Origin of the sequence: Natrialba sp. INN-245 (genome assembly GCF_009807105.1) — an archaeon.
Taxonomy (GTDB): domain Archaea; phylum Halobacteriota; class Halobacteria; order Halobacteriales; family Natrialbaceae; genus Natrarchaeobius; species Natrarchaeobius swarupiae.
In genome coordinates, this window is record NZ_WUBV01000044.1 from 80,163 (window position 1) to 106,521 (window position 26,359).

Annotated in this window: 26 protein-coding genes; 16 read left to right on the forward strand and 10 right to left on the reverse strand. The window is 63.8% G+C overall.

The genetic code is table 11. The annotated features are described in order from the left end of the window. The first annotated feature begins 180 nt into the window (after window positions 1–180). Window positions 181–864: a zinc ribbon domain-containing protein gene (locus tag GRS80_RS21025; RefSeq protein WP_160048053.1), complete on the forward strand. Its 684-nt coding sequence runs from the start codon at window positions 181–183 to the stop codon at window positions 862–864. A 287-nt stretch (window positions 865–1,151) separates the two neighbouring features. Further along, on the forward strand, window positions 1,152–1,673 hold the full coding sequence (locus tag GRS80_RS13735) for a hypothetical protein (protein ID WP_160048054.1): 522 nt from the start codon (window positions 1,152–1,154) through the stop codon (window positions 1,671–1,673). Between the two features lie 90 nt (window positions 1,674–1,763). Here GRS80_RS13735 and GRS80_RS13740 read toward each other — a convergent pair whose 3' ends face one another. Then, window positions 1,764–3,242 carry a CoA-acylating methylmalonate-semialdehyde dehydrogenase gene (locus GRS80_RS13740; RefSeq protein ID WP_160048055.1) on the reverse strand — a complete coding sequence of 493 codons (1,479 nt, stop codon included), beginning with the start codon at window positions 3,240–3,242 and terminating at the stop codon, window positions 1,764–1,766. A 171-nt stretch (window positions 3,243–3,413) separates the two neighbouring features. Between GRS80_RS13740 and GRS80_RS13745 the strand changes: the two genes are divergently transcribed. Then, window positions 3,414–4,754: an aspartate aminotransferase family protein gene (locus GRS80_RS13745; RefSeq protein WP_160048056.1), complete on the forward strand. Its 1,341-nt coding sequence runs from the start codon at window positions 3,414–3,416 to the stop codon at window positions 4,752–4,754. Between the two features lie 67 nt (window positions 4,755–4,821). Beyond that, window positions 4,822–5,346 carry an Lrp/AsnC family transcriptional regulator gene (locus GRS80_RS13750; protein WP_160048057.1) on the forward strand — a complete coding sequence of 175 codons (525 nt, stop codon included), beginning with the start codon at window positions 4,822–4,824 and terminating at the stop codon, window positions 5,344–5,346. 141 nt (window positions 5,347–5,487) lie between these two features. Here the strand turns inward: GRS80_RS13750 and GRS80_RS13755 are convergent, their stop codons facing one another. The 3 genes from GRS80_RS13755 to GRS80_RS13765 all read right to left on the reverse strand — a co-directional run bounded on the left by GRS80_RS13755 (window position 5,488) and on the right by GRS80_RS13765 (window position 8,757). Further along, window positions 5,488–6,660 carry an MFS transporter gene (locus GRS80_RS13755; RefSeq protein WP_160048058.1) on the reverse strand — a complete coding sequence of 391 codons (1,173 nt, stop codon included), beginning with the start codon at window positions 6,658–6,660 and terminating at the stop codon, window positions 5,488–5,490. Window positions 6,661–6,918: 258 nt separating this feature from the next. Next, window positions 6,919–8,478 (reverse strand): sodium:solute symporter family protein, encoded by a 1,560-nt coding sequence (locus GRS80_RS13760; protein WP_160048059.1) that lies wholly within the window; start codon window positions 8,476–8,478, stop codon window positions 6,919–6,921. After that, window positions 8,479–8,757 (reverse strand): hypothetical protein, encoded by a 279-nt coding sequence (locus GRS80_RS13765; protein ID WP_160048060.1) that lies wholly within the window; start codon window positions 8,755–8,757, stop codon window positions 8,479–8,481. Window positions 8,758–9,442: 685 nt separating this feature from the next. Here GRS80_RS13765 and speB point away from each other — a divergent pair. Then, window positions 9,443–10,375: an agmatinase gene (speB, locus tag GRS80_RS13770; RefSeq protein WP_160048061.1), complete on the forward strand. Its 933-nt coding sequence runs from the start codon at window positions 9,443–9,445 to the stop codon at window positions 10,373–10,375. A 216-nt stretch (window positions 10,376–10,591) separates the two neighbouring features. Here speB and GRS80_RS13775 read toward each other — a convergent pair whose 3' ends face one another. The 3 genes from GRS80_RS13775 to GRS80_RS13785 all read right to left on the reverse strand — a co-directional run bounded on the left by GRS80_RS13775 (window position 10,592) and on the right by GRS80_RS13785 (window position 13,058). After that, window positions 10,592–11,206 carry a hypothetical protein gene (locus GRS80_RS13775; RefSeq protein ID WP_160048062.1) on the reverse strand — a complete coding sequence of 205 codons (615 nt, stop codon included), beginning with the start codon at window positions 11,204–11,206 and terminating at the stop codon, window positions 10,592–10,594. A 107-nt stretch (window positions 11,207–11,313) separates the two neighbouring features. Further along, entirely contained in the window at window positions 11,314–12,783 is a 1,470-nt protein-coding gene (locus GRS80_RS13780) for a sodium:solute symporter family protein (RefSeq protein ID WP_343161583.1), read from the reverse strand. Next, on the reverse strand, window positions 12,780–13,058 hold the full coding sequence (locus GRS80_RS13785; protein ID WP_160048063.1) for a DUF3311 domain-containing protein: 279 nt from the start codon (window positions 13,056–13,058) through the stop codon (window positions 12,780–12,782). The genes GRS80_RS13780 and GRS80_RS13785 overlap by 4 nt, the downstream gene beginning before the upstream one ends. A gap of 219 nt (window positions 13,059–13,277) precedes the next feature. Here GRS80_RS13785 and GRS80_RS13790 point away from each other — a divergent pair, with 219 nt between their 5' ends. Both GRS80_RS13790 and dnaG read left to right on the forward strand, forming a co-directional pair. Next, window positions 13,278–14,210 (forward strand): helix-turn-helix domain-containing protein, encoded by a 933-nt coding sequence (locus GRS80_RS13790; protein ID WP_160048064.1) that lies wholly within the window; start codon window positions 13,278–13,280, stop codon window positions 14,208–14,210. A gap of 119 nt (window positions 14,211–14,329) precedes the next feature. Next, on the forward strand, window positions 14,330–15,691 hold the full coding sequence (dnaG, locus tag GRS80_RS13795; protein ID WP_160048065.1) for a DNA primase DnaG: 1,362 nt from the start codon (window positions 14,330–14,332) through the stop codon (window positions 15,689–15,691). A 14-nt stretch (window positions 15,692–15,705) separates the two neighbouring features. Here dnaG and GRS80_RS13800 read toward each other — a convergent pair whose 3' ends face one another. Further along, the gene (locus tag GRS80_RS13800; protein WP_343161584.1) at window positions 15,706–17,037 is read right to left on the reverse strand and encodes a DUF92 domain-containing protein; all 1,332 of its coding nucleotides are present in this window, start codon (window positions 17,035–17,037) and stop codon (window positions 15,706–15,708) included. A 174-nt stretch (window positions 17,038–17,211) separates the two neighbouring features. On the opposite strand from GRS80_RS13800, the gene GRS80_RS13805 reads away from it, so the two are divergent. Both GRS80_RS13805 and GRS80_RS13810 read left to right on the forward strand, forming a co-directional pair. Then, on the forward strand, window positions 17,212–17,817 hold the full coding sequence (locus tag GRS80_RS13805) for an undecaprenyl diphosphate synthase family protein (protein ID WP_149081460.1): 606 nt from the start codon (window positions 17,212–17,214) through the stop codon (window positions 17,815–17,817). 69 nt (window positions 17,818–17,886) lie between these two features. Further along, window positions 17,887–18,660 (forward strand): hypothetical protein, encoded by a 774-nt coding sequence (locus GRS80_RS13810; protein WP_343161585.1) that lies wholly within the window; start codon window positions 17,887–17,889, stop codon window positions 18,658–18,660. A gap of 190 nt (window positions 18,661–18,850) precedes the next feature. Here GRS80_RS13810 and uppS read toward each other — a convergent pair whose 3' ends face one another. Beyond that, window positions 18,851–19,807: a polyprenyl diphosphate synthase gene (uppS, locus tag GRS80_RS13815; protein WP_160048066.1), complete on the reverse strand. Its 957-nt coding sequence runs from the start codon at window positions 19,805–19,807 to the stop codon at window positions 18,851–18,853. Window positions 19,808–20,164: 357 nt separating this feature from the next. Here uppS and GRS80_RS13820 point away from each other — a divergent pair, with 357 nt between their 5' ends. From GRS80_RS13820 to GRS80_RS13850, 7 genes are all read left to right on the forward strand, one after another. Next, window positions 20,165–20,581, forward strand: a complete 417-nt coding sequence (locus GRS80_RS13820) for a DUF5778 family protein (RefSeq protein ID WP_160048067.1) — start codon at window positions 20,165–20,167, stop codon at window positions 20,579–20,581. A gap of 76 nt (window positions 20,582–20,657) precedes the next feature. Next, window positions 20,658–21,773 carry an Lrp/AsnC family transcriptional regulator gene (locus GRS80_RS13825; RefSeq protein ID WP_160048068.1) on the forward strand — a complete coding sequence of 372 codons (1,116 nt, stop codon included), beginning with the start codon at window positions 20,658–20,660 and terminating at the stop codon, window positions 21,771–21,773. Between the two features lie 35 nt (window positions 21,774–21,808). Further along, on the forward strand, window positions 21,809–22,465 hold the full coding sequence (locus tag GRS80_RS13830) for a bifunctional precorrin-2 dehydrogenase/sirohydrochlorin ferrochelatase (protein WP_160048069.1): 657 nt from the start codon (window positions 21,809–21,811) through the stop codon (window positions 22,463–22,465). Next, window positions 22,462–23,826, forward strand: a complete 1,365-nt coding sequence (gene hemA / locus GRS80_RS13835) for a glutamyl-tRNA reductase (protein WP_343161586.1) — start codon at window positions 22,462–22,464, stop codon at window positions 23,824–23,826. Before GRS80_RS13830 ends, hemA begins: the two co-directional genes overlap by 4 nt. Before the next feature lie 96 nt (window positions 23,827–23,922). After that, entirely contained in the window at window positions 23,923–24,204 is a 282-nt protein-coding gene (locus tag GRS80_RS13840) for a 4a-hydroxytetrahydrobiopterin dehydratase (protein ID WP_149083166.1), read from the forward strand. 7 nt (window positions 24,205–24,211) lie between these two features. After that, on the forward strand, window positions 24,212–24,598 hold the full coding sequence (gene lwrS, locus GRS80_RS13845; protein WP_160048070.1) for an LWR-salt protein: 387 nt from the start codon (window positions 24,212–24,214) through the stop codon (window positions 24,596–24,598). A gap of 50 nt (window positions 24,599–24,648) precedes the next feature. Beyond that, entirely contained in the window at window positions 24,649–25,278 is a 630-nt protein-coding gene (locus tag GRS80_RS13850; RefSeq protein WP_160048071.1) for an HAD family hydrolase, read from the forward strand. 63 nt (window positions 25,279–25,341) lie between these two features. Here GRS80_RS13850 and GRS80_RS13855 read toward each other — a convergent pair whose 3' ends face one another. After that, window positions 25,342–26,340: an EamA family transporter gene (locus GRS80_RS13855; RefSeq protein ID WP_160048072.1), complete on the reverse strand. Its 999-nt coding sequence runs from the start codon at window positions 26,338–26,340 to the stop codon at window positions 25,342–25,344. Window positions 26,341–26,359 lie beyond the last annotated feature (19 nt).

Sequence of the window (26,359 nt, forward strand, 5' to 3'; positions counted from 1 at the left end):
GTTCGTCGGCGGGGTAATATATTCCCTCGAGTCGTCTCTCCGCCAGATCGTAAACAGATCGTCGACCGCAGTTTCGTCGTCGGCTCCTGACCGGGTCCCGGTGTGGATCGGGCGAATCGATGACATATATCCGTTGTGGCGAACCTTCATGGTCGTGTCGCCGGGTAGTCTCGAGCAAGAATGCCCGACGACGAAGACGACCAGTGGAGGACGATAGGAAACGACGACCTCGAGGACGTATCGGCGACGGAGGACGGTAGCGAACCGTCTGGTTTCGACGACGTGGACTCGGGCAGCGACACCGATTCGAGAACTGACGCCGACTCGGGCGACGACTTCGATTCGGACGACGACGCCAACTCGAGCGAAAACGCGGACGTGGGGTGGCCGCCCCAGTCCGACGAGAACGACCGCGACGACTCCGAACCCGCCGGCACAGACTCCGTGAGAGGCGTGGAATCCGAACCTCGAGCGAACGCCGCAGTTGGGACAGACGACGAGTCGCGGCCCCGGCCGGACGAACAGTACTGTCCGAGTTGTGGAGAGATTATCAAGAAGGAAGCGCGAATCTGTCCCAGCTGCGGGGTCGACCACGGCGGGTCGGCGAGCAGTCAGGAGAAGGATCCGACGATCGCCGCACTACTTTCGGGTATCGGGCTAATCTTCCCGATCGCTGCCGGCGCAGGGCAGATGTACAACGGGCAGATGGGCAAGGGGATCGCCTTCTGTCTGGTTCAGTTTTTCAACGCGATGCTCATTATCCTGCTCATCGGTCTGATCACGTTCCCGCTGGTGGGAATCTACACGATCTACGACGCCCACCAGACCGCCAAGAAGATCAACCAGGGCGAGATCACGGTCTGAGACGGACCAGTGTACTGTCAGTCGGTGCCGGTACACCTGCGGCCGTGGGCAGGTCTGCCGGGAGACCGGGACAGCAATCCGTTTCAGAGGGAGTATCGTAGCTACTGGAGGTCTCGAAACCAGGCCTTCGGCGCTGTTCTCGGTTCTTCAGCGGGAAACTATGAACTCCTACGATACTCCCTATCAGACGTCGACTTGCGAACACACCGTGGAACGTCCAACGGATGAGTTCAGCCTCTCTTTCACACGTAGCAACGTTTTTGCCTTTTGTATATCAAATATGGGTGATGGATCGGCGTTCGTTCCTCGGCGGTATGAGTTGTTCTGCCGGTATCGTACTCTCGGGGTGTATGGATTTTGACAACAGTGATGACTGGGAGACTGTGAGGAACTGCACCGAAGAGACCGCAATTCGCGTCGAGTCGGTCGGCACTGCGCTAGAAGACTGGCTTGAGTCCCCCGAGACGTTTGATTCATCTCGATTCGATCGAGCGGCCGACGAAACGTTGGAGACACTCGAAAACTGTGAGTCTGATGTTCGCCACCACTACGACGACATCGAGGACGAAACCATCGCCCCAGAGGACGAACTGGACCAGTATAACGGGAAAGAAGTCGTTGCTATACTCGAAGAACTCTTCGCGACTGCACGAGAGGGACGAACAGCAGCCACGGCTGTTGTCGAAGCAAGTGGAGAGCCGGAAGAACTCGACGCCGAGGAGGAAGAGACCGTCGAATCGGTAACCGAAGAATACGACGACGTTCTCGAGGAGGTCGAGCCGTTGATACCCGATAATACGGACTCATAACGAGGGCGAACGACCGACTGCTGGCGACTGACGGCAGTCTGTCTCGAGTCGAATGGTCGTTCGATCGGAAAGCGAGCGGTGGGTTAGCGATCAGCTATCCGGCCAGCGCTCGATGTAGATCGTCTTGTCCGTGTAGAAGTGGATCATGTCCTCGCCTTGTGCGTGGAGGTCCCCGAAGAACGAGTCCTTTCGACCGCCGAAGTGGAAAAACGCCATCGGTGCTGCAGTCCCCGCGTTGACGCCGAGGTTTCCGACGTCCGCCTCGTGGCGCACTTTCTGGGCGTCTGCACCGTCTCCGGTGAACAGACTCGCGGCGTTTCCGAACTCGCTTCGGTTCATCACGTCGATCGCCTCGTCGACGTCGTCGACCGCCATCAGGCCGAGCACGGGGCCGAAAATCTCCTCGCGAACGATCGTCATCTCCGGGTCGACGTCGCCGAAGACGGTCGGTCCGAGGAAGTTGCCGTCCTCGTAACCGTCGACCTCGACGTCGCGGCCGTCGAGGAGCAACTCCGCACCCTCCTCGTCGCCGGTCGCGATCAGATCGCGGACGCGGGATTCGTGTTCGGGCGTGATCAGCGCGCCGATGTCGGTGCCGTCGTCGAGACCGTAGCCGACGGTTTGGGCTGTCGCCTCTTCGAGAACGAGGTCGACGAACTCGTCGTAGACGCCCTCCTCGACGACGACGACGTCGTTCGCGAGACACCGCTCGCCGCCACAGGCACAGGCCGACGACACTGTCTTCGCCGCGGCGAACTCGAGATCTGCGCTCTCGGTGACGATGATGTGGTTCTTCGCGCCACCCTGGGCCTGAACGCGCTTTCCGTTCGCCGCGGCGCGTTCGTACACCGTCTCCGCGACGGGCGTCGAGCCGACGAAGGATGCCCCCTGGATCCCGTCGTGGTCGAGGAGCGCGTTCACGGTGTCGACGCCGCCGTTGACGAGCTGGACGACGCCGTCGGGGAATCCCGCCTCGTCGATCAGCTCGAACAGTCGCTGTGCGATGACCGGATCCTGTTCGCTCGGCTTGAGGATGAACGCGTTCCCGGTCGCGACCGCGTAGGGGAGAAACCAGAGCGGAATCATGCCCGGGAAGTTAAACGGCGTGATCGCGGTGAAGACGCCCAGCGGCTTGCGAATCGCCGTCTCGTCGATGTCGGGAGCCGCGTTCGGGAGGTGGCCAGCCTGCATCATCGAGGGAATGCCACAGGCGACCTCGACGTTCTCGATACCGCGTCGGAGCTCGCCGTTCGCCTCGGCGAGTGTCTTCCCGTGTTCCCGGACGAGAACCTCCGCGAGTTCCTCCTGGTGGTCCTCGAGGAGCTGTTTGAGTTCGAACAGCGGCTGGATGCGTTCCTCGACCGGCGTCTCACTCCACTCCTCGAACGCAGCCTGTCCCGCGCTCACGGCGGCGTCGACGTCGTCTGTCGAGCTGAATCCGACGTACGAGATCGTCTCTCCAGTCGCCGGATTCACAACGTCCTGTCCATCGGTTCCCGACGGAGCGTGCCAGTCGCCGTCGATGTAGTTCTGTACGTCCTCCCACGGAGGCGCTGTCTCGAGTGTCATCGAACAGTCGAACGTTACTCCCGTTGGCAATAAAACCTTTCAATACTTTCCTCTCAATCACGCATATACAGAACATCGTCTCAAAGACATCCAGGATAGGGGTATTTTGTACTACTATACTTAGGCAGGGCCAAAGATTAATCAATGAGGGGTGAGAGGTATTACGCAAGGATGTCAGAACGGGAATCCGCGGACGGTGACGGATTGAACGATATCGAACGAATCGACAAAGAGCACGTATTCGGGACCTGGTCGTACCAGAAGGAGGTCAGTCCCACGCAGGTCGTCGACGCTGACGGCGTCCGGTTTACCACCGCGGACGGCGACGAGTACATCGACTTCTCGAGCCAGCTCATGTGCTCGAACCTCGGCCACAGCGCCGATCGGATCGCCGACGCGGTCCACGAGCAGATGCGAGACGCCGCGTACGTCTCACCGGGGTACACCACGGAAAACCGCGCGAAGCTGGGCGAGAAACTCGCCGAGATTACGCCCGGAGAGCTCTCGAAGACGTTCCTCTCGACCAGCGGGACGGAAGCGGTCGAAGCAGCGATCAAGATCGCACGGTTCTACACGGGCAAACAGAAGATCATCTCCCGCTACCGTTCGTACCACGGCGCGACCTACGGCTCGATCAGCGTGACGGGCGATCCCCGTCGTCTCGAGTCCGAGCCGGGGATTCCGGGGACGATCAAGGCACCGGATCCGTACGCCTACGGCTCGACGCTCGATCCGATGGAGAGCGTCGAGTACATCGACGAGATGCTCGAACTCGAAGGGGATACGGTCGCAGCGATCCTCGTCGAACCGATCGTCGGCTCGAACGGAATCCTCGTCCCGCCCGAAGAGTACCTTCCGCGGCTGAAGGAGGTCGCACACGACCACGGCGCGTTGCTCATCTGTGACGAAGTGATGGCTGGGTTCGGCCGAACTGGCGAGTGGTTCGGCTGTGACGTCTTCGACGTCGAACCCGACATCATGACGATGGCGAAGGGACTGACCGGCGCGTACCAGCCCCTCGGCGCGACGATCGTCACCCCGGAGATCGCCGACCACTTCGAGGAGAACATGCTCTGTCACGGTCACACGTACGCCGGCCATCCGGCCGCCGTCGCGGCGGGACGTGCGGCGATCGACATCTACCAGGAAGAGAACCTCATCGAACGGGCGAGCGAGGTCGGCGACTATCTGGGCGACCGGATCGACGAACTCGCGGACCGTCACCCGAGCGTCGGCGACACTCGCGGCGTCGGGCTGTTCAGAGGGATCGAGCTCACCAAACACCCCGAAAAACGCGTCCCCTTCGGCGAGCGAGCGGACAAGATCAGCCCCGGATCCACGGTCGTCGACGAGGTGTCGGCCACGGCCGCAGACCACGGCACCTACGTCGCGAACATGATCAACACGCTGATCATCGCACCGCCGCTTACGATCACCGAAGACGAGATCGACGAGGCGATCGCGGCGATCGACGCCGGCCTCGAGGTCTCCGACGACGCGATGGAGCACTGATCGGGGTCGAGCCCCCATCCGCGTTCGTGAAACAAGGTTCATTGATCTAGACGGTAATCGAGATATCATGGAAGGCACACTTCACACCCAACAGGATCTGGACGAGACGGATCTCGCGATCATCGAACGGGTCGAGGAGGATTTCGATGTCAGCCTCGAGACCCTGGCTGAGGAACTCGATCTCTCGAAATCCGCCGTCCACTACCGGCTGAACAAACTCAAAGACAGCGACGTCATCAAGGGTGTGAGTGCAGACGTCGATCCGTTCGCGTTCGGACTCGAGATGGTGGCGATCACGGACGTCTCCGTGACACACGAGAGCGGGTACTCGGAGAACATCGGCGAGAAGTTAAACGACCTTGAGGGCGTCGAACGAGTCTACTACACGATGGGGGACGTCGACTTCGTGGTCGTCAGCCGCGTCCAGACTCGCGATCAGTTGAACGACCTAATCGACCAGATCGTCGCAGTCGAGGGCGTCAACGAGACGTCCTCGAAGTTCGTGATGCAGGAGTTCGACGCCGACAGTTCTCTCGTCTCGAATCTCACGGACGAAGCGCGCCGGGCAGTACTCGACGCGTCGACGGACTGACCGTCGTCGCCGCATTCGTTTCTCACAGCCACGTCGGCGCCGACAGATAGCGGCCCGTTTCGTACGTTTGCTGTACCGATTCGCCGGGAGAACGACGACTCGGACAGCGATCGTCCCGGGGCTGGCTGGCAGGAGGGCGTCTCAGTATCCCGTCCCGCGGAGCCAGTTCCCGAGGAGAAGCGCGCAAACGACCACAAGCGAGACGATCAGCGTACCAAAGGAGACGCCCCATCCGAACTGGTCGGCGAGCGCGCCGAGCGCGAGCGACCCCGACGAGGCGATGACCAGGTAGACGGTACGTACCAGCCCGAACCCGGTCTCGCGCTCGGGTTCGGAGAGGTGATCCATAAACTGCGGGAACACCGATGCGCCCCATCCCATCCCGAATCCGAGAAGCACGATCCCGGTCACGGCGGCGGCGATTCCCGGGACGGCCAGGAGTATCGCGAGTCCGGCGATCGCCGCGATCATACAGGTTCCGGTCGCGGCGTTTCGACCGTACCGATCGGAGAGCGAACCGACGCCGATCTGAAGGATACCCAGCGTGAGAAAGTAGACGGCGAACAGTACCCCTGCGTCCGTCGATGAGTACTCGCGGTAGACGATGAGAAACGTCGGCAAAAAGGAGATGAGTCCTGTCCAGACGAACTCGGCGAGAACGGCAATCGCGCTGGTGAACGCGATCGCTGGCCGAGAGAGCACGGCGAGAAGCGGACGGATCTGAAACCGTTCGGTAATGGACATTTCGGGACGACGAGGCTCCGTCTTCCGGACGTTTCCAGCGAACAGGACGAATACCACCGCTGCGACCAACGCCGTCGCCGCGATGGCGGGTCGCCACCCGTAGCGAACGGCGATCCACGAGACGGCGATCGGCGTACACAGCCCAGCGATCGGACCGCCGGCGTTGTGGATCGCGATCGGTGTCCCGATCCGATCGAACGCACGCGTGATCATCGCCGTGGCGACGCTGAAGTGAAGCCCAGCGACGGCACCTAACAGCACCGTCCCCGCGAAAAAGACCTCGAAGCGTGGTGCCGTCGCAAGTACGAGGCAGGCGATGCCGGTTCCGCCGATCGAGACGAGGATAATCCGACGTTCGCCGTAGCGGGTCGCGAGGATCCCGCTTGGATACTGGACGAGCGCGTAGGAGAGCCACATTCCCGTCAGCGAAGCGCCGATAAGCGTGTTCGAAACGGTGAACTCGTTCGTGATCGACGGGACGATCGGACTGATCGCGACCCGACCGACCATCGTCGCGAAAAACGCGAGCGTACAGTGTGCCAGAACCGTGTGTCGGTACCGCCAGCTCATCGCGTCGACTTCCTTCGGTTCGAAGTTAGATCTCTGTTCTCGGTCGACATCGTACGACGAACGTTCGATCGGGTTGTGCCCCATCGCTCGAGCGGATCTGTGTACGGTATCGCCGGCCACCACGCAGCTACAGACTGATCGCGGTTACACCGACGAGGGTGGACACCGGCCCCACCTATACCGTCTCCTGTTCGTCAGATCCGGTCGGACCGCGACTCGAGCGGCGGTCCCACCGATATATCGGTTCACTAGCCCGTCTCAGTCGTCTTCACTCTCTCCGACTCGTTTGGCACTCGGCGGAGCCGATGGCCCCCCTGGCTCCGAGGGGACGTTCTGTGACATCTCGAGGTCGCTTGCCGAGTACTCACGAAGTTCGTAGACGAACTCGTTGACGCGCTCTTCGTCGGGTTCGGCGGTAACCAACGAGACAGCCACGAGAACGGCTCCAGAGGCGATCAGGCCTGGAACGCCGATCCACAAGTCAAGCGGAATCGGAGCGCCCGTCAGCGAGTAGTACCAGATCACCGCGAGTCCGACGAGCAATCCAGCGACGGTTCCCTGCCAGTTCGCCCTCGGCCACCAGAACGCGGCGATTGCCGGCGGAAGCAACAACAGGTATCCCGGTATCGCCAGGTCGATCGCGACCTCGACGAGCAGCCCGAGGTCGATAAGCGAGAATCCGAGTGCCAGCAACGCGAGTAACCCGGAGAAGATCTTCGAGTTGCGCGAGAGTTTCTGGTCGGAGATGTCGGCAGAGAGCAGTTCTTCGTAGACGTCACGGGAGACGATCGATCCCATCATGAGGATCATCGTATCGGCGGTCGACATCGCGGCCGCGACTGCGGCTGCCATCAGAATGCCGAGGACCGGCCCCGGCATCTCGAGGATGTACTGGAGGATGACCGTATCGGGGTTCTCTAGCCCGCCGTGTGCGGTCAATCCCGCGAACGCGATGAGGCCGGGGAAGATCGTCAACAACACCAGCGCGGAGAACGAGTCACCGAACCCCATCGCCCACACCGCAGACTGGCGTTTCGAGGAGTAGTAGCGCTGCCAGATGTGGGGGAATACCGGAATCGCGAGCCCGAACCCGGCTGCAGCGGTGTAGAGATAGAGCGGGTCCATCGTCACCTGTCCGACGGCGTCGAACTGTTGGGCGGCGTTTACGTACACGTCGGACGGTGTCGTGAGGAGGACGTATCCCGTTACAGCGACCATCCCACCCCACAGCAAAATTGCCTGGAGCGCGTCGGTGTACGCGACACCGCGCATCCCACCGATCGCGATGTAAGCGGCCATCGCGATACCGATAATCACAGCCGCTGCCTCACGCGAGATCAGTCCGTCGGTCAAGACGTTGAGCACGAGCCCCATCCCAGTGAACTGGATGGTCACGTAGAACATCGTGAAGCCGACGGCGATGAGTGCGACAAGTACACGGACCAACGTACTTCCGCCGTACCGATCGGCGAAGAGATCCGCGGGCGTGACGTAGTCCTTGCCGGTCTTGCTGATCTTCCAGATTTTCTCGCCTAGCATGACGATGATCGGGAAGTCGGTGACGACGATAGCCCCGATGATGACGAGTCCTGCGATCCCGAGATCGTATGCGATCCCGCCGCCGCCGAGGAACGTGTACGCCGAAAACGCCGAGGCGATCATCGTCAGGAAGATGACGATGCTGCTCAACGAGCCGTTCGCGACGAAGTAGTCGCTGACGCCGATGTCGGTCAGACGGCCCCCGTACATCGAGAGGACAAACAGTCCGGCCAGATAGACGCCCGTGAGCGCGAGACCAACGTAGATCCACGTGGACATCTAGTGGTCCTCCGTCGTCTCTGCGGGTTTCGGTTGCGTAAAGACCTCGCGCAAATCCGGTTTCCCGAGGTAGAGCCATCCGATTATCGAATTCGCGGCCACGACGAGCGTCAAAAACGCGATCAAGACCATGAACGGTTCCGGCAGACCGACGACGGTCCCCGTCGGCTGTTGATAGTAGTACAGGTATCCGATCAGTCCGAGATTGGTCAGAACGGCGAACCCGACCCACCCCCGTCCGATCGTTGCTTTCTTACTGTGTTTGCGTACCTCTGACATGGCGTTATCGGGTTACTACTATTTCCATATAAACCTGATTGTCAAGGTTAATTCTCCAAATGAACTCGTGATAGTTGAACAATGTGCTATTGCCTCCTGGCGACGGTGGCGCCAGTTCCTGTGAGTGGCGGAATCAGGTTTTCCCATTTCTCCCAAAATACGAATTCTGAATCGCCGGCTCGAGCGCTCAGACGGACTGCTGTCCCGATCTCCCGGCGGACCCGCCCTACGGGTCCCGGCTGTGCCAACACCGACGGATAGAAGACCAGGTCAGTCGATCGATGCAGCGCCGAAACCCGGCCTGTCGGTGGAGCTCCACGCTGTCTGTGAGTTGAACACTATTCGTCGTATTTTCGGTAAGGAACCGATTTTCCACACGGCCACGGTTGGTGTGGCCCGGTAGTGACGGTCAACCGTACTGATGGAGAGGGTACAAAAATCCAAGACAGTAGGGAGTGAACAATGTACAGCAAATATAGTATATAGTTGTATCTCTCCCACCAAAATAGATTTTTGTGGGATAGAATCCTTCCGTTTCGGGATAATGCAAAGATTAATCAATCCCGTTTTCCAACTGTCTCGACAGTATGCGAATCGATTTTGTTGGCCGGCCTGACCGGCTCGAAGCGGGCGAGGTCGCGACCGGATTTAGAATTGGAAAACGTTCAAATATTGGTGGTGTCCGATGATCGATCCACAGGAGGTGCCGCGATTCGCGGGAGTGCCGTCGTTCATGCGGATGCCACACACGTACGATCTCTCGGACGGCGTCGAGGCCGACGCGGCCTTTCTCGGAATCCCGTTCGACGATGCGACGACGTACCGACCCGGTGCTCGGTTCGGTCCGAGGGCGATCCGCGAAGCGTCGACGCTACTCAAACCGTACAATCCGATCACGGAAACGAACCTGCAGGAGTACTCGATCGTCGACCACGACGACGTTCCGGTGGTTCCGGGATACATCGAAGAGACGTTTGCCGAAATCGAAGAGCGGGTCGGGTACGTCCTCGAGTCCGGGGTGATTCCGGCGATCGCCGGTGGCGATCACTCGACGACGTTGCCCGTGTTGCGCGCCGTCGCCGAGAAACACGGACCCGTATCGCTCGTCCAGTTCGACGCCCACTCGGATCTCTGGACGGAGTACTTCGGGAAAGACCACAACCACGGTACGACCGTCCACACGGCGATCGAGGAGGGGTTGATCGACCCCGAAACGTCGATCCGGATCGGCGACCGTGGGGGTCTGTACGGCGCCGACGACGTCGATCTCATCGAAGACTCCGGGATCGAGTACCTGACGACCGAAGAGGCCGCGTCTCGAGGGTTCGATTCGCTGGGCGATCGGATCCACGACAGAGTGGACGGGCCAGCGTTCGCGACGATCGACATCGACGTCGTCGACCCCGCGTTCGCACCGGGGACGGGCACTCCCATGCCCGGCGGGCTGACATCGCGGGAGATTCTTCGACTGACGCGGTCGCTCCACGGCATCGATCTCGTTGGATTCGATCTCGTCGAAGTGGCACCGACGTACGACCCCGCCGAGACGACCTCGGTTCTCGCAGCGAACGTGATGTTCGAAGCCCTGTGTGCGGCACTCGACGGGACCACCGCGTGAACGAGAGCTCCCCCGCGAGCGAACGCGGAGACTGATCCGGTCCGGTCGGTAGCGGATCAGCCTCTCGAAGCCCGCATCGTCTCAGACGGTTTCCTGTCCGTCAGTGCCCGGCCAGCTGTGACTTGTGGGGCGGGTCCGCCGAGAGATCGAGGCTGCAATCCGTCTCAGTTGTGAGTTTTCTGCTCCGAACTCCTGTGACGGCGACTGCGGTCGCGCTTACGCGTCCTCGTCGACCTCGAGATCGAGTTCCTTGACGAGCGTCGACACGCGTTCTCGATCGCGCTCGAGTTCGGCGTCGGCGCGGTCCTCGATCAACCCCGCGTCGTCGAGGTCTTCGAGTGGCACTGTCCCGCCGGCGACCCCGAACGTCGTCTCCGCCGGCCAGACGGCGACGTGGGCTTCGGCTCGAACGCGATCCCCGTCGGTGGCGGTCCGATCCGCGTCGACGGGATAGGTGACGTCGAGAACCGACCAGGTACCCGCCGACCCGTTTGGTCCGTCGAACTCGAGTTCGTCGCGGACGCCCTCGACGACCACGCCGTCGTCCGCGAGCATCTCGACGAACTGGTCTCGCGCCGTCGAGGCGGCCTTCGAGCGGACCGACTCCGGCGAGATGCCGACCGACGACAGCGACGGCGAGAACTCGAGATCGACCGCGAACAGCGATCGAGGCGGGAACTCGGTCGCCACGGTGTCGGCGAGCGGCGACGGGTCGACGGGTTCGTACAGCGTCGTCTCTGCGGTGATCGACACGACCAGGACGCTCGTCTCACCGACGCGCGTCCCGAGCGTCGTCCACGTTTCAGCCAGTGACTCCGGCAGATCGGTCATCGACCCCGCGTACGTGTGGCCGGGTTTTCGATCTGGCGATCCCAGCGTCGAGTGCGTTGACGATCTCAGCGTCGAGCAAGTGCAGACCGGGTCACACGGACGACAGGTCAGTCCGCGCCGAGTCCGTCGAAGTAGATCGACCGACGCTCGGCGGCCGCAGGCGAGGTGGCCAGCGAGACGACGACGGTGACGACGAGTCCGATCCCCATGCCGACGAGGCCGGCGGTCCACCCGCCGTAGGCCGCCGGAACGGCGGCGACGAACAGACTCGAGAGGTAAAACAGCTGGCTCGAGAGGATACCGGCCGTGATTCCGGCCCGCGTCGTCCCCCGCCAGTAGAGTGCGATCATGACGGGGAGGGCGAGCTGGGCGAAACCACTGAAGGCAGCGTCGCCGAGTTCGAACAGTGTTGCGGGGTTGAGGAGGCTCACGGCGAAGGCGGCGCTCGCGAAGACCACGACGCCGACGCGGGCGAGCAGGTCCTCACGGCGTTCGGAGACGTCCCGTTCGACGAACGGCCGGTACAGGTCCCGCGTGAAGTACGACGACCCGGACAGCAACATCGAGTCCGAGGAGGACATCATCGCGGCCATCGCGCCAGCGATGACGAGCGCGGCGAACCAGACCGGCGTGAACTCGGCGAGCACCGCCGGGAGGACGTTTCCGCCCTCCGGAACGGCGACGTCGAGGCCGCGTGCCCACGCGCCGAGCATGAACGAGGGGACGAACAACAGGACACAGAGGAGCGGCCAGAGCGCGAAGGATCGTTTGAGTACCGTCTTCGACCCTGCGGCAAAAAACCGCTGGTTGACCTGTGGGAACATCGCGACGCCGAAGCCGATCACGATCGCCGTCGAGAGCATCCACTGGATCGTGTAGTGATCGCTCCCCAGCGCGAGGTGGTGGGCCGCCTCGGCCTCGAGCGCCGCCGTCGCCGCACCGGGGCCCCCGACGACGGCGAGCACCCAGAGCATCGCGACCCAGGTCGTGACGAGCATGAACGCACCCTGGAGGGTGTCCGTCCAGGCGATGCCGCGCATGCCGGCGACGACGACGTAGAGGATCATAAACGCCGTAATCAGCCCCGCGCCGACGGCGTACGGAACCGCGCCCTCGGTCAGCGCCTCGAGGGCGGTGCCAGCGCCGACCTGCTGGAGCATGACGTACGGAAAGAGCCAGACGAGGCTGACGACGGCGACGAGGCCGCGAAGCCACCGCGAGGCGAATCGATCACCGAGCATCTCACCCAGCGTAACGTAGTCGTATTGCTTACCGAGTAGCCACTGTTTGTAGCCGATGACGTACCAGAGGATAGCGAAGATGATGCCGTCCATCAGCCCCATCACGAGTACCCACTCCGGACCCTCGTGGTAGGCGACGTTCGGCCCGGCGAAGAAGGTAAACGCCGACAGCAGCGTCGCGAACGTCGTAAAGAGGAGGACGACGGTTCCGAACGTCCGGCTCGCGAGGTAGAAGTCCTCCGCGGTTCGGTCGGTCATCCGGTAGGCAACGAGGCCGACGACGAGCGCCAGGAGTAGGTAGCCGACGATAATTCCGAGTTGGATCGTGAGCGTCACGGCTCGTCACCCCACGCGGCCGAGTTCGCCGACCGGCGCTGTCCCTTCGGTTCGCTCTCGCTCGAGGACGGCGACGATTCGATGCCGATCCCCCAGGCACGTTCGGCGAACAGCCAGAAGACGATCGAGGCGAGTCCCATCCAGCCGACGTGCCACCAGAGCCACAGCGGAATACCGGCGACGAGCGTGTCGTCGCCCCACAGAAACCACGGAATCGCGAGTGCGGAGAGGACGACCGCGACGGTGATCCACCCCCACAGTTCTCGTCGGCGCATGTCGGCCGGTCGGCACCAGTCGCGTGTAATCGTTTCGTTCGACCGGCGTCCGACGTGTGTGTTCGTTCGGTTGGCGTCCGACGTGTGGTCGTCCGGCATCCGGCGTGCGAACTGGATCGCGTTCGGAACGAAGCGGCCGAACGAACAGTAGCTAAAATAGATCTTTCACGTAGGAAAAAGCGTATAGGGGTCGGAGAGAGACTGACAGCCGAAGCCGACATGGCCCGTCTGTTCCCGTTCCGTTCCGAGACGACTGCCCGGGACGGCACACCCCGCGTCGTCGACCTCGAGGGCGAAGACGCCGATGCGGTGTTCAGCGCGCTCTCCTCGACGACCGCCCGGCAGATCTACGCCCGCCTCGACGAGGAGCCTGGGACACCCAGCGACGTCGCCGACGCGATCGACTCCTCCATCCAGAACGTTCGGTACCACCTCGAGAATCTAGAGGACGCGGGACTCATCGAGGTCGTCGACACGTGGTACTCCTCGCGAGGCAACGAGATGAGCGTCTACGGGACGACGGACGGGCCGTTGATCGTGACGAGCGACGAGTCGACGGCGTCGCAGCTGAAGACCGCGATTTCGCGGCTGATCGGCGGGATCGGTGCGCTCGCCGCCGGGAGTCTCCTCGTCCAGTACGGCGTGAGTCAGTGGTTCGCTCCGACGGCGCCCGGGACCGAGGAGGCCACACCGGCAGAAGGTAACGGGATCGCTGCCACGGACGGTGAGGAAGACGCGGTCGACGGGGACGCTCCCGTCGAGGAAGCGCCCGACGACTCCGCGGAATCGGAACCACAGGACGACGAGATGGGGAGTGCCGCGGTCGACGACGAGGCGGACGCCGCCGACCGCGACGCCGAGGAGAGCCCGGAGGCCACCGAAACCCCGGAAGACGATTCGCCGGAGACGTTCGAGGGAGACGAGTCAGAAGACGCCGAGACGGACGTTCAAACCGACGACGAACCGGTCGCCGAGTACGATGGCGAGGCCGAGCCGACTGCCGACGACGGGACGTACCTGGTCGACGGCGGGGCCGAGGCGACCGACGCGGTCGTCGGAACCGTCCCACCGGGACTGCTCTTTTTCCTCGGCGGCCTGGTCGTGTTGCTCGCGATAACGGCCTACTGGTACTGGTCCCAACCGTCGTACTGATACCTGGTATCTTTCGAACGTCAACAGCTATTTGGCTCTCACGCACTATATTCTACACAAACCGGTCTCTGTACGCAACGCCCGCGTCACCGCGCGCCCCTTTCGGGGACAGATCTCCAATGGAAGATACGACCAAATACCTCATTCACGCAGACGTTACGGCCGACGGGGTCGTCGAGCGGAGCGACGTCGTCGGCGCTATCTTCGGGCAGACGGAAGGTCTGCTCGGCGACGAACTCGATCTCCGCGATCTCCGCCAGTCTCAGAAAGTCGGCCGAATCGACGTCGAAATCGCAAGTAGGGAGGGAACTTCGAGCGGTCACCTGACGATCGCGACCAGCCTCGACAAGGTCGAAACCGCCACGCTCGCCGCCTCCCTCGAGACGATCACTCGCGTCGGCCCCTGTCGCGCCTCGCTCGAAGTAACCGAGATCGAGGACGTCCGCGCGGCGAAACGAAAGGAAGTCGTCGACCGCGCGAAGGAACTGCTTCGAACGGGGTTCGACGACACGGTGATGACTTCCGAAGAGATCCTCGCGGAGGTTCGCCAGCACGTCCGCGTCGAGGACATCACCGAGTACGAAGGGCTCCCCGCCGGTCCCCGGGTGACCGACAGTGACGCCATCATCATCGTCGAAGGGCGCTCGGACGTCCTTACGCTGCTCAAGTACGGCGTGAAAAACGCCATCGCGGTCGAGGGGACGAACGTCCCCGACGCGGTCGCGGAGCTCACCCGCCACCGCACCGTGACGGCGTTTCTCGACGGCGACCGCGGCGGCGACCTCATTCTCGAGGAGCTCTCGCAGGTCGGCGACATCGACTACGTCGCGTTCGCACCCGCCGGCGAGTCCGTCGAGGAACTCGACCACCACCAGCTCTTTGCCGCCCTCCGGAACAAGGTCGCCTACGATAGCGTCTCGGAGCTCACCGAACCCCGCGAGGCGGTCGCCGCGACCGACGGGAGCGCGACGCCCGCACCGGCACCCTCCGACTCGCGAACCGTCTCGCCGCCGACGATCGACGAAGAATCGACCGACGACGACACCTCGAGTACGGACGCCGACCGGACGACTGCCGAACCGCCGGAGCGATCGTCGACCGCCCGTTCAGCCGAGACCGAACCGAGTGTTCCCGACACCGACCCGGAAGCCGCCGAGGACGACGAGCCGACGACCGTCTACGAGCACGCGACCGAAATCGTCCGCGCGGGGACCGACCGAGTTCGGTTCCTCGACGACGACGGCGAGACGATCGACGAAACCGACGTGACCGCAGCGGACGAGTCACTCGAGGAGTTCGATTCGGCCCCCACGGCGATGATCCTCGACGGTATCCTCAGCCAGCAGTTACTCGACATCGCGACGGACCGTGGCGTCGACCTGATCGTCGCTCGGTCGCTTGGTCAGTTCACCAAGCAGCCGACGGGTGTTCGCATCTACGCGATCGACGAGATCGCGGAAGCGCCACCGAACGCGCCCTGAACTCCAACCGTCGGTCAGCCGATCACGGCAAACGAGAGCACGAGGAGCGCACAGACGATCGCACCCGAGAGCGTCGCGAGGAAGTTGACACCCTGATTGCCGAGTACCGAGCCCTCGAGCGTCGCACCGAGGAGGCTATCGACGGTCATCCCGACGAAGCCGGCGGCGACGATGATGGCCGCGCCGGTGGCGTCGACTTCGGGGAACAACAGGTACGAAATTCCGGCGACGATGGCCGCCCCTACAACTCCGGCGAGTTCACCCTGCCAGGTGACGCCGCCGTCGGTTCCCGGTTCGACCGGTTCGAGGGTCGTGATCAGTCTCGGCGTCTCGAAGACGCTCCCGATCTCGCTCGAGAGCGTATCGCTCATCGCGGTCGCGACGGAACCGGCAAACGCGAACAGGAAGACGACGGGCGCTACGTGACCGGCGAGCAACGACGCGGAACTGGCCGCGTAGCCGAGGACGGCGACCAGGGCGACGGCCGCGTTGCCGAGGACGTTACCGCTTCCGCGTGCGCCGTCGTTGTCCTCGGCGACGCCGAGGTCCTCTTTGCGGTCGTACCTGAACTTCGTCGAGAGCCCGCCGAGCGCGAAAAAGGCGATGAGGACGGCGAACCAGCCGTAGCCGCCGAGGACGATCGTCACCAGGCCGAGGAGGATGCCGGTCAGCATCCCCGCGATCGAGGCCGTATCGAGCGCGTAGGAGATGTATCCCAGCGCGACGGTGACGACGAGCGCGACGACGATCTCGAGCGGGCCAATCGCTGGCTCGAGTTCGGCCAACAACCAGAGGAGGAGTCCGACCGAGAGCATGACGACCGGATCGTCGTACAGCAACAGGACGTCCCGGAGCAAGGCGGCGAGCAACGCGCCGCTGGCCGCGAGAAAGACGATCGCCGGAGTCGCGGACTCGAGCGGTGCACCCTCGATCGCGAGCGTCCCCGCGTGACCGATCACGGCCGCGCTCGTCGCGGCCAGACAGAAGACGGTCACGACGACGACTTCGTTTTCCGTTCGCGTGCGGGCGATCTGTTCGGCGACGTTGCCGTAGCCGATGAGGAAGACGGTCCCGACGAAGACGGCGATCGACATCGAGGACGACACGGCGATGATCCCGAGTGCGACGCCGGCGAGGACAAACGTGATCAGTCCGTAGAGGCGGCTATCCTCGTAGTCGCCGGGATAGGCGAGGAGGTCGAACACCGGGCCCTCGGTGATGGCGAACGCACCCAGTAACACGACCGCGGCGAGGGCGGCACCGACCACCGTTCCGAACAGCGGAACGGCGAGCGAGAGCGTACAGATCGCCGCGAAGACGGCTGCTCGCCGAACGGGTGATGTCACGATAGGGGACTCTTTCTGTGGCGATTACTTGAAGGTTCCCGAACACGCTCCGCGGTCGATTTCACCGACGTCAGCGGATCTGGTGGCGGTCTCCGGGCGGTCGAACGAGCGAGTTGACGATCGGAAGCTGCCGGACCCGGAACCTGTATACTCACGGATCGTGAACGAACGGCCGTGGGACTGTACGAACGATATCTCACCTATCGCATCCGCCGCCACGAGGGGGTCCCCCCCGAGCACGTCGCCCTCGTCATCACCGAACGCGACCTGCTCGAGAACGGTGGGTACGAGACGCTCACGGACTGCTTCGAGTGGGCGTTCGAGTACGCATCTCGCGTGACGGTTTACGTGAGCGTCCTCGACGCCGAAGCGGTTCCGACGTTGCGACGCAACCTCGAGACGATCGACGCGCCACGAGAGGTCGCCGTCCGTGGACCGGACGACCGGACACCTGCCGATGCGCCGATCCAGATCGGGATCGGTCTCGGCGGCAAACACGAGTTTACCAGTGCCGTCAAGACGCTCGCCGAGGGCGTCGAAGCCGACGAGATCGATCCGAGAGAGATCGACGACGACCGCGTCGAGGACCACCTCGTCTTCCCGTCGGAGCCGGATCTGGTCGTCAAGACTGGAGCCGAGCGACTCTCGGATTTCATGATCTGGCAGTCGGTCTACTCGGAGCTGTACTTTACCGACGTCAACTGGCGTGATTTCAGGAAGCGAGACTTCTTGCGCGCCGTCAGGGAGTACTGTAACCGATCGCGGCGGTTCGGCCAGTAAACGACCCGGTTCGACCGGCGTCGCCGACACGACCTTGCACGTGCAACGGAAGGCGGAGTGACCGTCGCGGTGACGGACAACGAGATGCCCGCGCTCGTGTCGCCGGTCGAAACCGAGACGATTCTCGCCGCAGTGCTGGTCGGGGCAATCACCGCCGCTCATCTGCTCCCGGAGGAACTACTCGAGCCGGCCGGACTCTCCAGAGAGAGCCTGCTCTCGCTGACCGGCGGCGTCTCGATCGTCTACGCGTTCGTTCACCTGCTCCCCGAACTCGACGAGCGCCAGGAGGTATTCGAGGGAGTCTCCGTCCTGCTGTGGTCGCTCGCCGCACACCACGCGTACGCCGTCGCGTTCGTCGGCCTCGCACTGTTCTACGGGCTCGAGCGGCTGGCAACGGTCTCGGAATCACACGAATTCGGCCGGCGGCTGGCCCCGGTCGCGGACGATCCGGTGTTCTGGGTCCACGTCGGAGCGTTCGCCGTCTACAACGCGTTCATCGGCTACGCGGTGGTGCGAGGTGAGACGGGGGCCGACACCGTCGCTCTGTTCGGGATCGCGATGACGCTTCACGTCGTCGGGAACGACGAGGCTATGGAACGACGCCATCAGGAGTTGTACAGTCGGTTCGGCAAGTGGATCCTCGCGGGTGCTGTCGTCCTCGGTGCCGGAATCGGCGCGGTGTACACGGTCAGCGACGTGACGTTCACGACGCTACTCGGACTGCTAACCGGTGGTATCGTCTTCAACTCGATCAAGGACGAACTCCCCCGGACGCGAGAGAGCCGGTTCTGGCCGTTCGCCGCAGGCGCGACCGCCTACGGGCTGTTGTTGCTCCTTCTGTGATGTTCCCGCTCTGCCGTGGGTTCCGCTCCAGGGGTCGCGGGTGGGCCGGGAGATCGCGACAGCAATCCGTACCGGGTCATACGGCTTACTGTCGATCAGTTCCGGTGCAACCGCGACCCGGTCGGCGGTTGCACCGGGAGATCGCGACAGCAATCCGTATCAGTCGTACAGCAATTCAGTCGGCTCCGTATCAGTCGGCCGCCCGGCCGCTCGAGTCGATGCCGTCGACGCCCTCGCCGTCGGCTCGCTCGAGGGCCTCGAGATCGGACCGGTCACCGGTCGAAAGCGAGTCACGGAACCGATCGACGATCGACCGGGCCTCCGGAAGCTCCGACTCCCCCATCGCGGCGAGCAACGCGAGCGCTCGGCGGGCACGGGTTCGGCGCCAGGATTCCGCGCGGTGCTCGTAGGTTCGGATCCCGCGGAGGAAGTCGGTCTTCGAGAACTCGGGCCAGTAGGGTGTACAGAAGAAGACGGCCGCTTCGTTGCCGTTTGCGTGCCACGGCAGGAAGTTCGAGGTTCGCTCGTCGCCGCCGGTACGGATGATCAGATCGACGTCGCGGACCGGACGGTCGTAGAGCCGCCGTTCGATCGTCTCGACGTCGATCTCGTCGGGGTCGATCTCGCCGTTCTCGACCGCCGTGGCGACGTCCCGTGTGGCCTCGAGCAGTCGGGACCGGCCGCCGTAGGCGAGCGCGATGTTGAGGACGAACCGGTCGTACTCGCGGGTTCGCCGTTCGGCGTACGCGACCGCGTCCCGAACCCGTTCGGGGAGCATCTCGGTCTCGCCGATCGCGCGGATACAGACCTCCTTGTCGTGGACCTGATCGGCGTCGGCGAACTCCCGGAGTTTTGCACAGAGAAGGTCGAACAGCGGCTCGGTCTCCTCGTCCGGACGGTCGAAGTTCTCCGTCGAGAACGTATACAGCGTGAGTTCCTCGACGCCGACGTCGTGACACCACTCGAGGATCCGTTCGGTCGTCTCGACGCCGGCGCGGTGACCGTCGTGTGCGTCCCCACCGTTGCGGCGGGCGTAGCGCCGGTTACCGTCCTGTATCACCGCGACGTGTGTCGGCGCACCGGAGATCTCCCGCGAGAGCAGACGCTCGTAGGCCGCATCGACGTGCCGACGGAGCCACCGCCTCATCGGTCGGTACGAGGTCACGGACGACTATGTGTTTTGTGTGTCACTCTCCACCACTGATACCGACCGGAAGGCTCTTTCTCCCGACGATCGGTCGCTTCGGACACAGCAGGTTGTCACGAGGGGAGCCCGGTTGGAGTGGCCGCTCCGGACTCGAGGTGAGGCGATGGGCCACAACCGGGGCGAAGCGACTGACCGCAACGGACGACGAGGCGAAACTCGAGGCGAGGTGACTATCCGTGGAGCCGAGCGACGGAGCCCACCGGAACGACGCGACGGAGTCGGATCTCGTCGTCCGGCCCGTGGAACGACTCGAGCGAACCGTGACGGCTATCAGTGCGGGGAGTCTCGCTTCGGACGATGGGAGACGCGAACTCGAGTCCGATCGACGAGGACCTCTACCGGCGGACGAAGGCGCTTCTGGAGCCGGGGGAGATCGAACTCAACGGGATGATCGTACACACCGAGTACGACGGAAGCGAGGACGTCCAGATGATGCAGGCGACGATCGACGTCGGGGATATCGTCGCCGAACACGCCGGCCACGATCCGCGCGACTGTTACGTCTACTCCGGCAACGACGACCCCGATTTCTCCTCGAACCAGCACCAGGGGCTCACGCTGGAGAACGAGGAGTTCGTCTGGGAGTGTCAACAGCTGTTGCGCGACGGCTCGTTCGACGTCGTGATCTACTTCGAGGCCAGCGCGGACCACGAGGCGATCCTCGAGGACGTTCGCGACCTGGGGTTCGAGGTAACTGGCGTCGAAGGCACGTAGTCAACTCGGCCACCGACGTCTCGTCGGCGAGGGCCGGTTCGGTCTGCTTATAGTCCGCGACTCCCGAGATATTCGTATGGGCATGGACGTCGATCTCACCCACCGCGAGCGGGCGGTTGTCAACGCCTACCAGGGTGGGTTCCCGGCCGTCGAGCATCCGTTCGAACCGGCCGCCCAGGCGATGCGCGAGCGCGGGGTCGACATCGAGGCGACGGCGTTGCTCGAGACGGTCCGCGACCTCGACGAGCGGGGCGTTCTCTCCCGGTTCGGGCCGCTCGTCAACGCCCAGGAGATCGGCGGCGCGGCGACGCTCGTCGCCATGCACGCCCCCGATGACGAGTTCGACGAGGTCGTCGAGCGGATCAACGCCCACCGCGAGGTCGCACACAACTACGAGCGCGAGCACCCCCACCTGAACGTCTGGTTCGTCGTGAGCGTCGCCGACGAGGATCGGATCGAGACGGTCCTCGAGGAGATCGAAGCGGAGACCGACCAGGAGACGTACAACCTGCCCAAACAGCGGGAGTTCCGGGTCGAGGCGAAGTTCTCCGTCGACGGGCCGTTTGCCGAAGCCAGCGGCGAAAACGGTGATCGTGGCGTCGAAGCTACGGACGGCGAACCCGCGACCGCCGGTATCGACCTCTCCGCCCTCGGACCCGACGTCGAGGCGAGCGAGGCGTCGACCCTTACGCCGGCCGAACGCGACCTCGTCCTCGAGATTCAGGACGGACTCCCGCTCTCGGAGACGCCGTACGCCGACGTCGCCGACGCGATCGGACGGGAGACCGAGTGGGTCCTCGAGACGATCGCTCGCTTCGACCGCGAGGGGAAGATCCGGCGCATCGGCGTCGTTCCCAACCACTACGAACTCGGCTACACGGAAAACGGAATGACCGTCTGGAACGTCCCCGACGACCTCGTCGACGAGGTCGGGCCGGCGGTCGCGTCATTACCGTTCGTCACCCACTGTTACGAGCGACCGCGCCACGAGGGGGTCTGGCCGTACAACGTCTTCGCGATGACCCACGGGCGAAGTGAGGCCGAAAGCGACCGTCGGATTCGACAGGTTCGCGAGACGATGGGCGACTACTGGGCCGTCGCGGACGAGGACTGGGACTCGCTGTTTTCGACGAGGATATTGAAGAAAACTGGCATTCGTTTGAGTGAACGGATCGAGTCAACCACCAGATAGCAACGTATGGATACGAGCGTCCATCCCGATACGATATGATACCGCTCCTCCACGATTTCACCGACGCAACTGTCTTGATCTTCGGCGGTGGCCCGGTCGGTGCGCGAAAGGCGCGCCGGTTCGCCCGGGAGGCGACCGTCGTCGTCGTCAGCCCCGCGTTCGACGATCGGTCCTTCGGTGGCGCCGAGTTGATTCGGGCCGCGCCGTCGCCCGACGGGATCGAGCAGTGGTTCGAGCGGACGACTCCGACACTGGTTGTCGCCGCGACCGACGACGAGCAAGTCAACGACACCGTCAGCGAGACCGCAGACGAGCGAGGGGTACTCTGTAACCGCGCGGACCGCTCGGGTGGGCGACGCCCCGGAAGCGTCGTCGTCCCGGCGACCGTCCGAGACGGTCCCGTCGTCGTCTCCATCTCGACCGGCGCAACCGCACCGGCGGTGAGCAAGTACCTCCGTCGGGAGCTCGAGGAAACGCTTGCCGGTTCCGGCGAGGTGGCGACGCTGTGTGGTTACCTTCGCGAGGAGCTGAAAGCCAGGGGCGTCGAGCCGAATCGTCGCCGAAAGATCGTCACCGACGTCGTCAACAGTCCGGAGGTTTGGACAGCTTTACGTAGCGGTGATTCCAACACTCGTCAAGTGACCGAGGACGTACTCACCGAGGAGTTCCCTGCCAGGGGTGAGCGATCGTGATCCACGCTGGCGTCGTCACGGGTGCCCGCGTGACTCACGACAGCGCCTGCGTCGACGAACTCGCGGCCGCGAGCCCGGAGAGTCAGCGAGTCGGCGTCGAGCGGCTGCTCTCCGTGCCGGACGTCGAGGAGGCGTACGTCCTCTCGACGTGTAATCGCGTCGAAGCGTACGTCGTCAGCCCCGACGCCGCCGTCGGCCGCGCGACCCTCGAGGAGTTCTTCGAGGGAGTCGACGACGACGCGGTCGTCCACACCGACCACGACGATAGCCTCAGACATCTGCTTCGCGTCGCCACGGGCCTCGAGTCCGTCATCGTCGGCGAAGATCAGATCATCGGCCAGGTCCGGACGGCCTACGAGGACGCCCGGTCGGCGGACGGCATCGGATCGGTGCTCGAGACGGGAGTGACGAAGGCGATCCACGTCGGCGAACGGGCCCGAACCGAGACCGAGATCAACGACGGTGTCGTCTCGCTCGGCTCGGCCGCGACGCGGCTTGCCGCCGAGGACGGAGCGCTCGACGGAGCGACGGCGCTGGTCGTCGGCGCTGGCGAGATGGGGCGACTCGCCGCACGTAGCCTCGCCGACGCGAACGTCGGCGAACTCGTCGTCGCGAATCGGACGGCCTCTCACGCCGCACACCTGATCGGCGACCTCGCGGTCGACGCGGACGCCGTTCCGCTCGAGGCGCTGTCGACGGTCGTCGGCGACGCGGACGTCGTCGTGACGGCGACGAACAGCACGGATCCGATACTCGGGCCGACTCACTTCGAGCCCGGCGGCGTCGGACCGGACGAACCTGAAGCGGAGACGGCGAACGGCGGAGGGCCGACCGACACGGTGATCGTCGACCTCGGCCAGCCACGCGACGTCTCACCGGCGGCCGACGAGCTGTCGACCGTGACGGTCTACGACCTCGACGACCTCGAGTCGATCACCGAGGAAACCCGCGAGCAACGCGCCGACGCCGCAGACGAGGTCGAGCGAATGATCGACCACGAGTTCGACCTGCTTCGCGATCAGTTCAAACGCGCCCGCGCCGACGAGGTGATCGCCGCGATGTACGAATCCGCCGAACGGATCAAAGCCCGCGAACTCCAGACCGCACTCTCCCGGCTCGAGGGAGAGGAGTTCACGCCGGAACAGCGAGAGGTCGTCGAGTCGATGGCCGACGCGCTGGTAAACCAGCTGCTGGCTCCACCGACCAAGAGCCTGCGGGAGGCCGCCGCCGAGGATGACTGGAGTACGATCAGCACCGCCTTACAGCTGTTCGACCCGGAGTTCGGTGACGATAACTCCGCGACGTTGTTCTCGACCGCCGACGGCACCGAACCCCGGATCGGCGCTGCCGACGACGACTGAACCCGAGAAAACGCCAATACGGCGCCGGAAACAGTTAATTGTCGGCGCTCTACTGGCGGCACAATCGTTATTTGATTGGCCTTCGTTCGACTGACCATGGGTGACGTACTCTCCGAGGACGAAATCGACGAACAGCTCCCCGACGGGTGGTCCCGAGAGGGCGACGAGATCGTTCGAACCTACGAGTTCGACGACTACCTCCGCGGGGTCAACTTCGCCCAGATGGTCGGTGAAATCGCGGAAGCGCAGTTTCACCACCCCGAACTGATCATCCGGTACAAGGAAGTCGAGATCCGACTCACCTCCCACGAAGAAGGCGGGATCACCGACGACGACATCGAGATGGCGGAACTGATCGAGACCGAACGAAACGCCTGATACGGCGATGGACGGACGATACGTCTTCAAGGCGCGGGTCAGACTCGAGGCCCCCCAAGATGGTATTTCCCTCGAGCCCGACACCGCCGAGACGACGGTCACGCTCGTTCGCGAGGCCGCCCAACCGGGAACCGAGGGGTGGCTGTTCTTCCGTGATACGCTCTGGCGCGGCGAGGTCGGCGACGACGCGTACGCCCGGGAACTCGTCGAGGAGTGGCTCGAGGTGCCCGTCGAGGAGGTGTCGTTTCGCGAACTCCAGGCCGACGAGGCGTACGTCGCGGCGCTGAAAGATGCGATCGCGGACGACCTCGAGGCGTTCAACGCCGAGACGGTCTCGGAGGTGCTCTCGAAGTATCTCGGCTCGAGCATCCGGGTGGTCGACGACAGCGAGTAGTCTCGATCCGTTAAACATTTACTCGAGAGTACCCTACTGTAGTGTCCTCAATGGTCTCCGAATACGACTTCTGGCTGCTCGACCTCGACGGGACCCTCGTCGACGTCGAGTGGTCCTACACCCGCGAGGTGTTCGACCGGGTCGGCGACCGGCTGGGCCGGGAGTTTTCCGACCAGGAGGCGGACATCATCTGGAACGGTCTCACCGGCTCCCGGGATCGGCAACTTGAGGCGTGGGGGATCGATCCCACTGAGTTCTGGGCGGCGTTTCACGAGGAGGAGGATCCACTCGTCCGGGCGGAACAGACCTACCTCCACGACGACGCCGCGTTCGTCGCCGACCTCGACGCACCCGTCGGGCTGGTCACCCACTGCCAGGAGTTTCTCGCCGAACCGGTCCTCGAGAACGTCGGCATTCACGACTGGTTCGACGCCCGGCTGTGCTGTACCGAACAGACGGGCTGGAAGCCCGACCCGCAGCCGGTCGAGTCCGTGATGGCCGATCTCGGCGTCGGGAACAACGGCCACCGTGGCGTGTTAGCCGGCGACGGCGCGAACGACGTCGGTGCAGCCTGGAACGCCGGTATCGACGCGATCCACGTCGAACGGGTTGGCCACGAGCGACGTGGCCAGTGCGTACTCGGCGACTACCGCGTTCGCTCGTTCGACGAACTGTTTTGACTCCGTCCCTGGGCGATCGATCGTCGCGCGCTCGAGTCGGTCGGTAAACCGGGTGGTCCTGTGTTAGTCCGATCGGTGGCCCCTATGTTTCCTCGCGTTGCGTTCGTCGGTCCCTGGCGGTTGGTCGTTCGGAATCGATGGCCGGGTCCGTATCGCCGAAACCGTCGAGCGGACGTCGATCGAACCGCTCCCGACGATCGCGAAGCCGGCGAAGATCGCGAGGAAGCCGACGATCGCGCTCCCCGAGATCGACTCGTCGAGCACCGCCCAGCCACCGACCGTCGAGACGGCGGGGACGGCGTAGAAGACCAGGTTCGCCCGAATCGCCCCGGTCGAATCGAGCAGGGCGAAGTAGGCGATGTAGGCGATCACGCCGGCGAAGACGCTGACGTACGCGAGCGCGACGACCGCCTCGGTCGTCCACGCGATCGACGACGCCGATTCGCCGGCCGACCACGACAGGCCGTGAGAGACGAGCGCGGCGAGTGGGAGCCCCCAGGCGATTCGGACCGTACTCGAGAGCGTGGCGTCGGCCCGGCGGATCAACACGGCACCGAGGGCGGCGCTGACTGCGCCGGCGAAGAGGATCGCTCTGCCGACAGCGTCGCCGCCGAGGACGGTCGCCGAAGATGGGTCGACGACCAGCGTGACGCCGACGAGTCCGAGGCCGATCCCTGCGACGCCCCGCGAGGAGAGTCGTTCGTCCGAGAGCAACGCGGCGGCGAACACCGGCGTCAGGATCGGGTTGAGGCTGAAGACGATCGCGGCGACGGCGCTCGTCGCGTACTGCTGACCGACGAACAACAGAGCGTTGGCCAACCCGATCACCAACACGCCAGTCGCGAGGATTCCTGCGACGTCGCCGCGGGTCGTCGGCACCAGTTCATCACGCGAGAACGTCGTGGCGACGTAGGCGAGCATGAGCACCGCCGCGACGTCGAATCGTAAGGCGACGAACAGCAGCGGCGGGAAGTACTCGAGACCCGCTTTCGCTGCGACGAACGTCCCACCGAAGAAGAGACTCGAGAGCGCGAACAGGGAGAGCGTCCGGCGATCCATCATCGGTGAATCACCGTCCGTA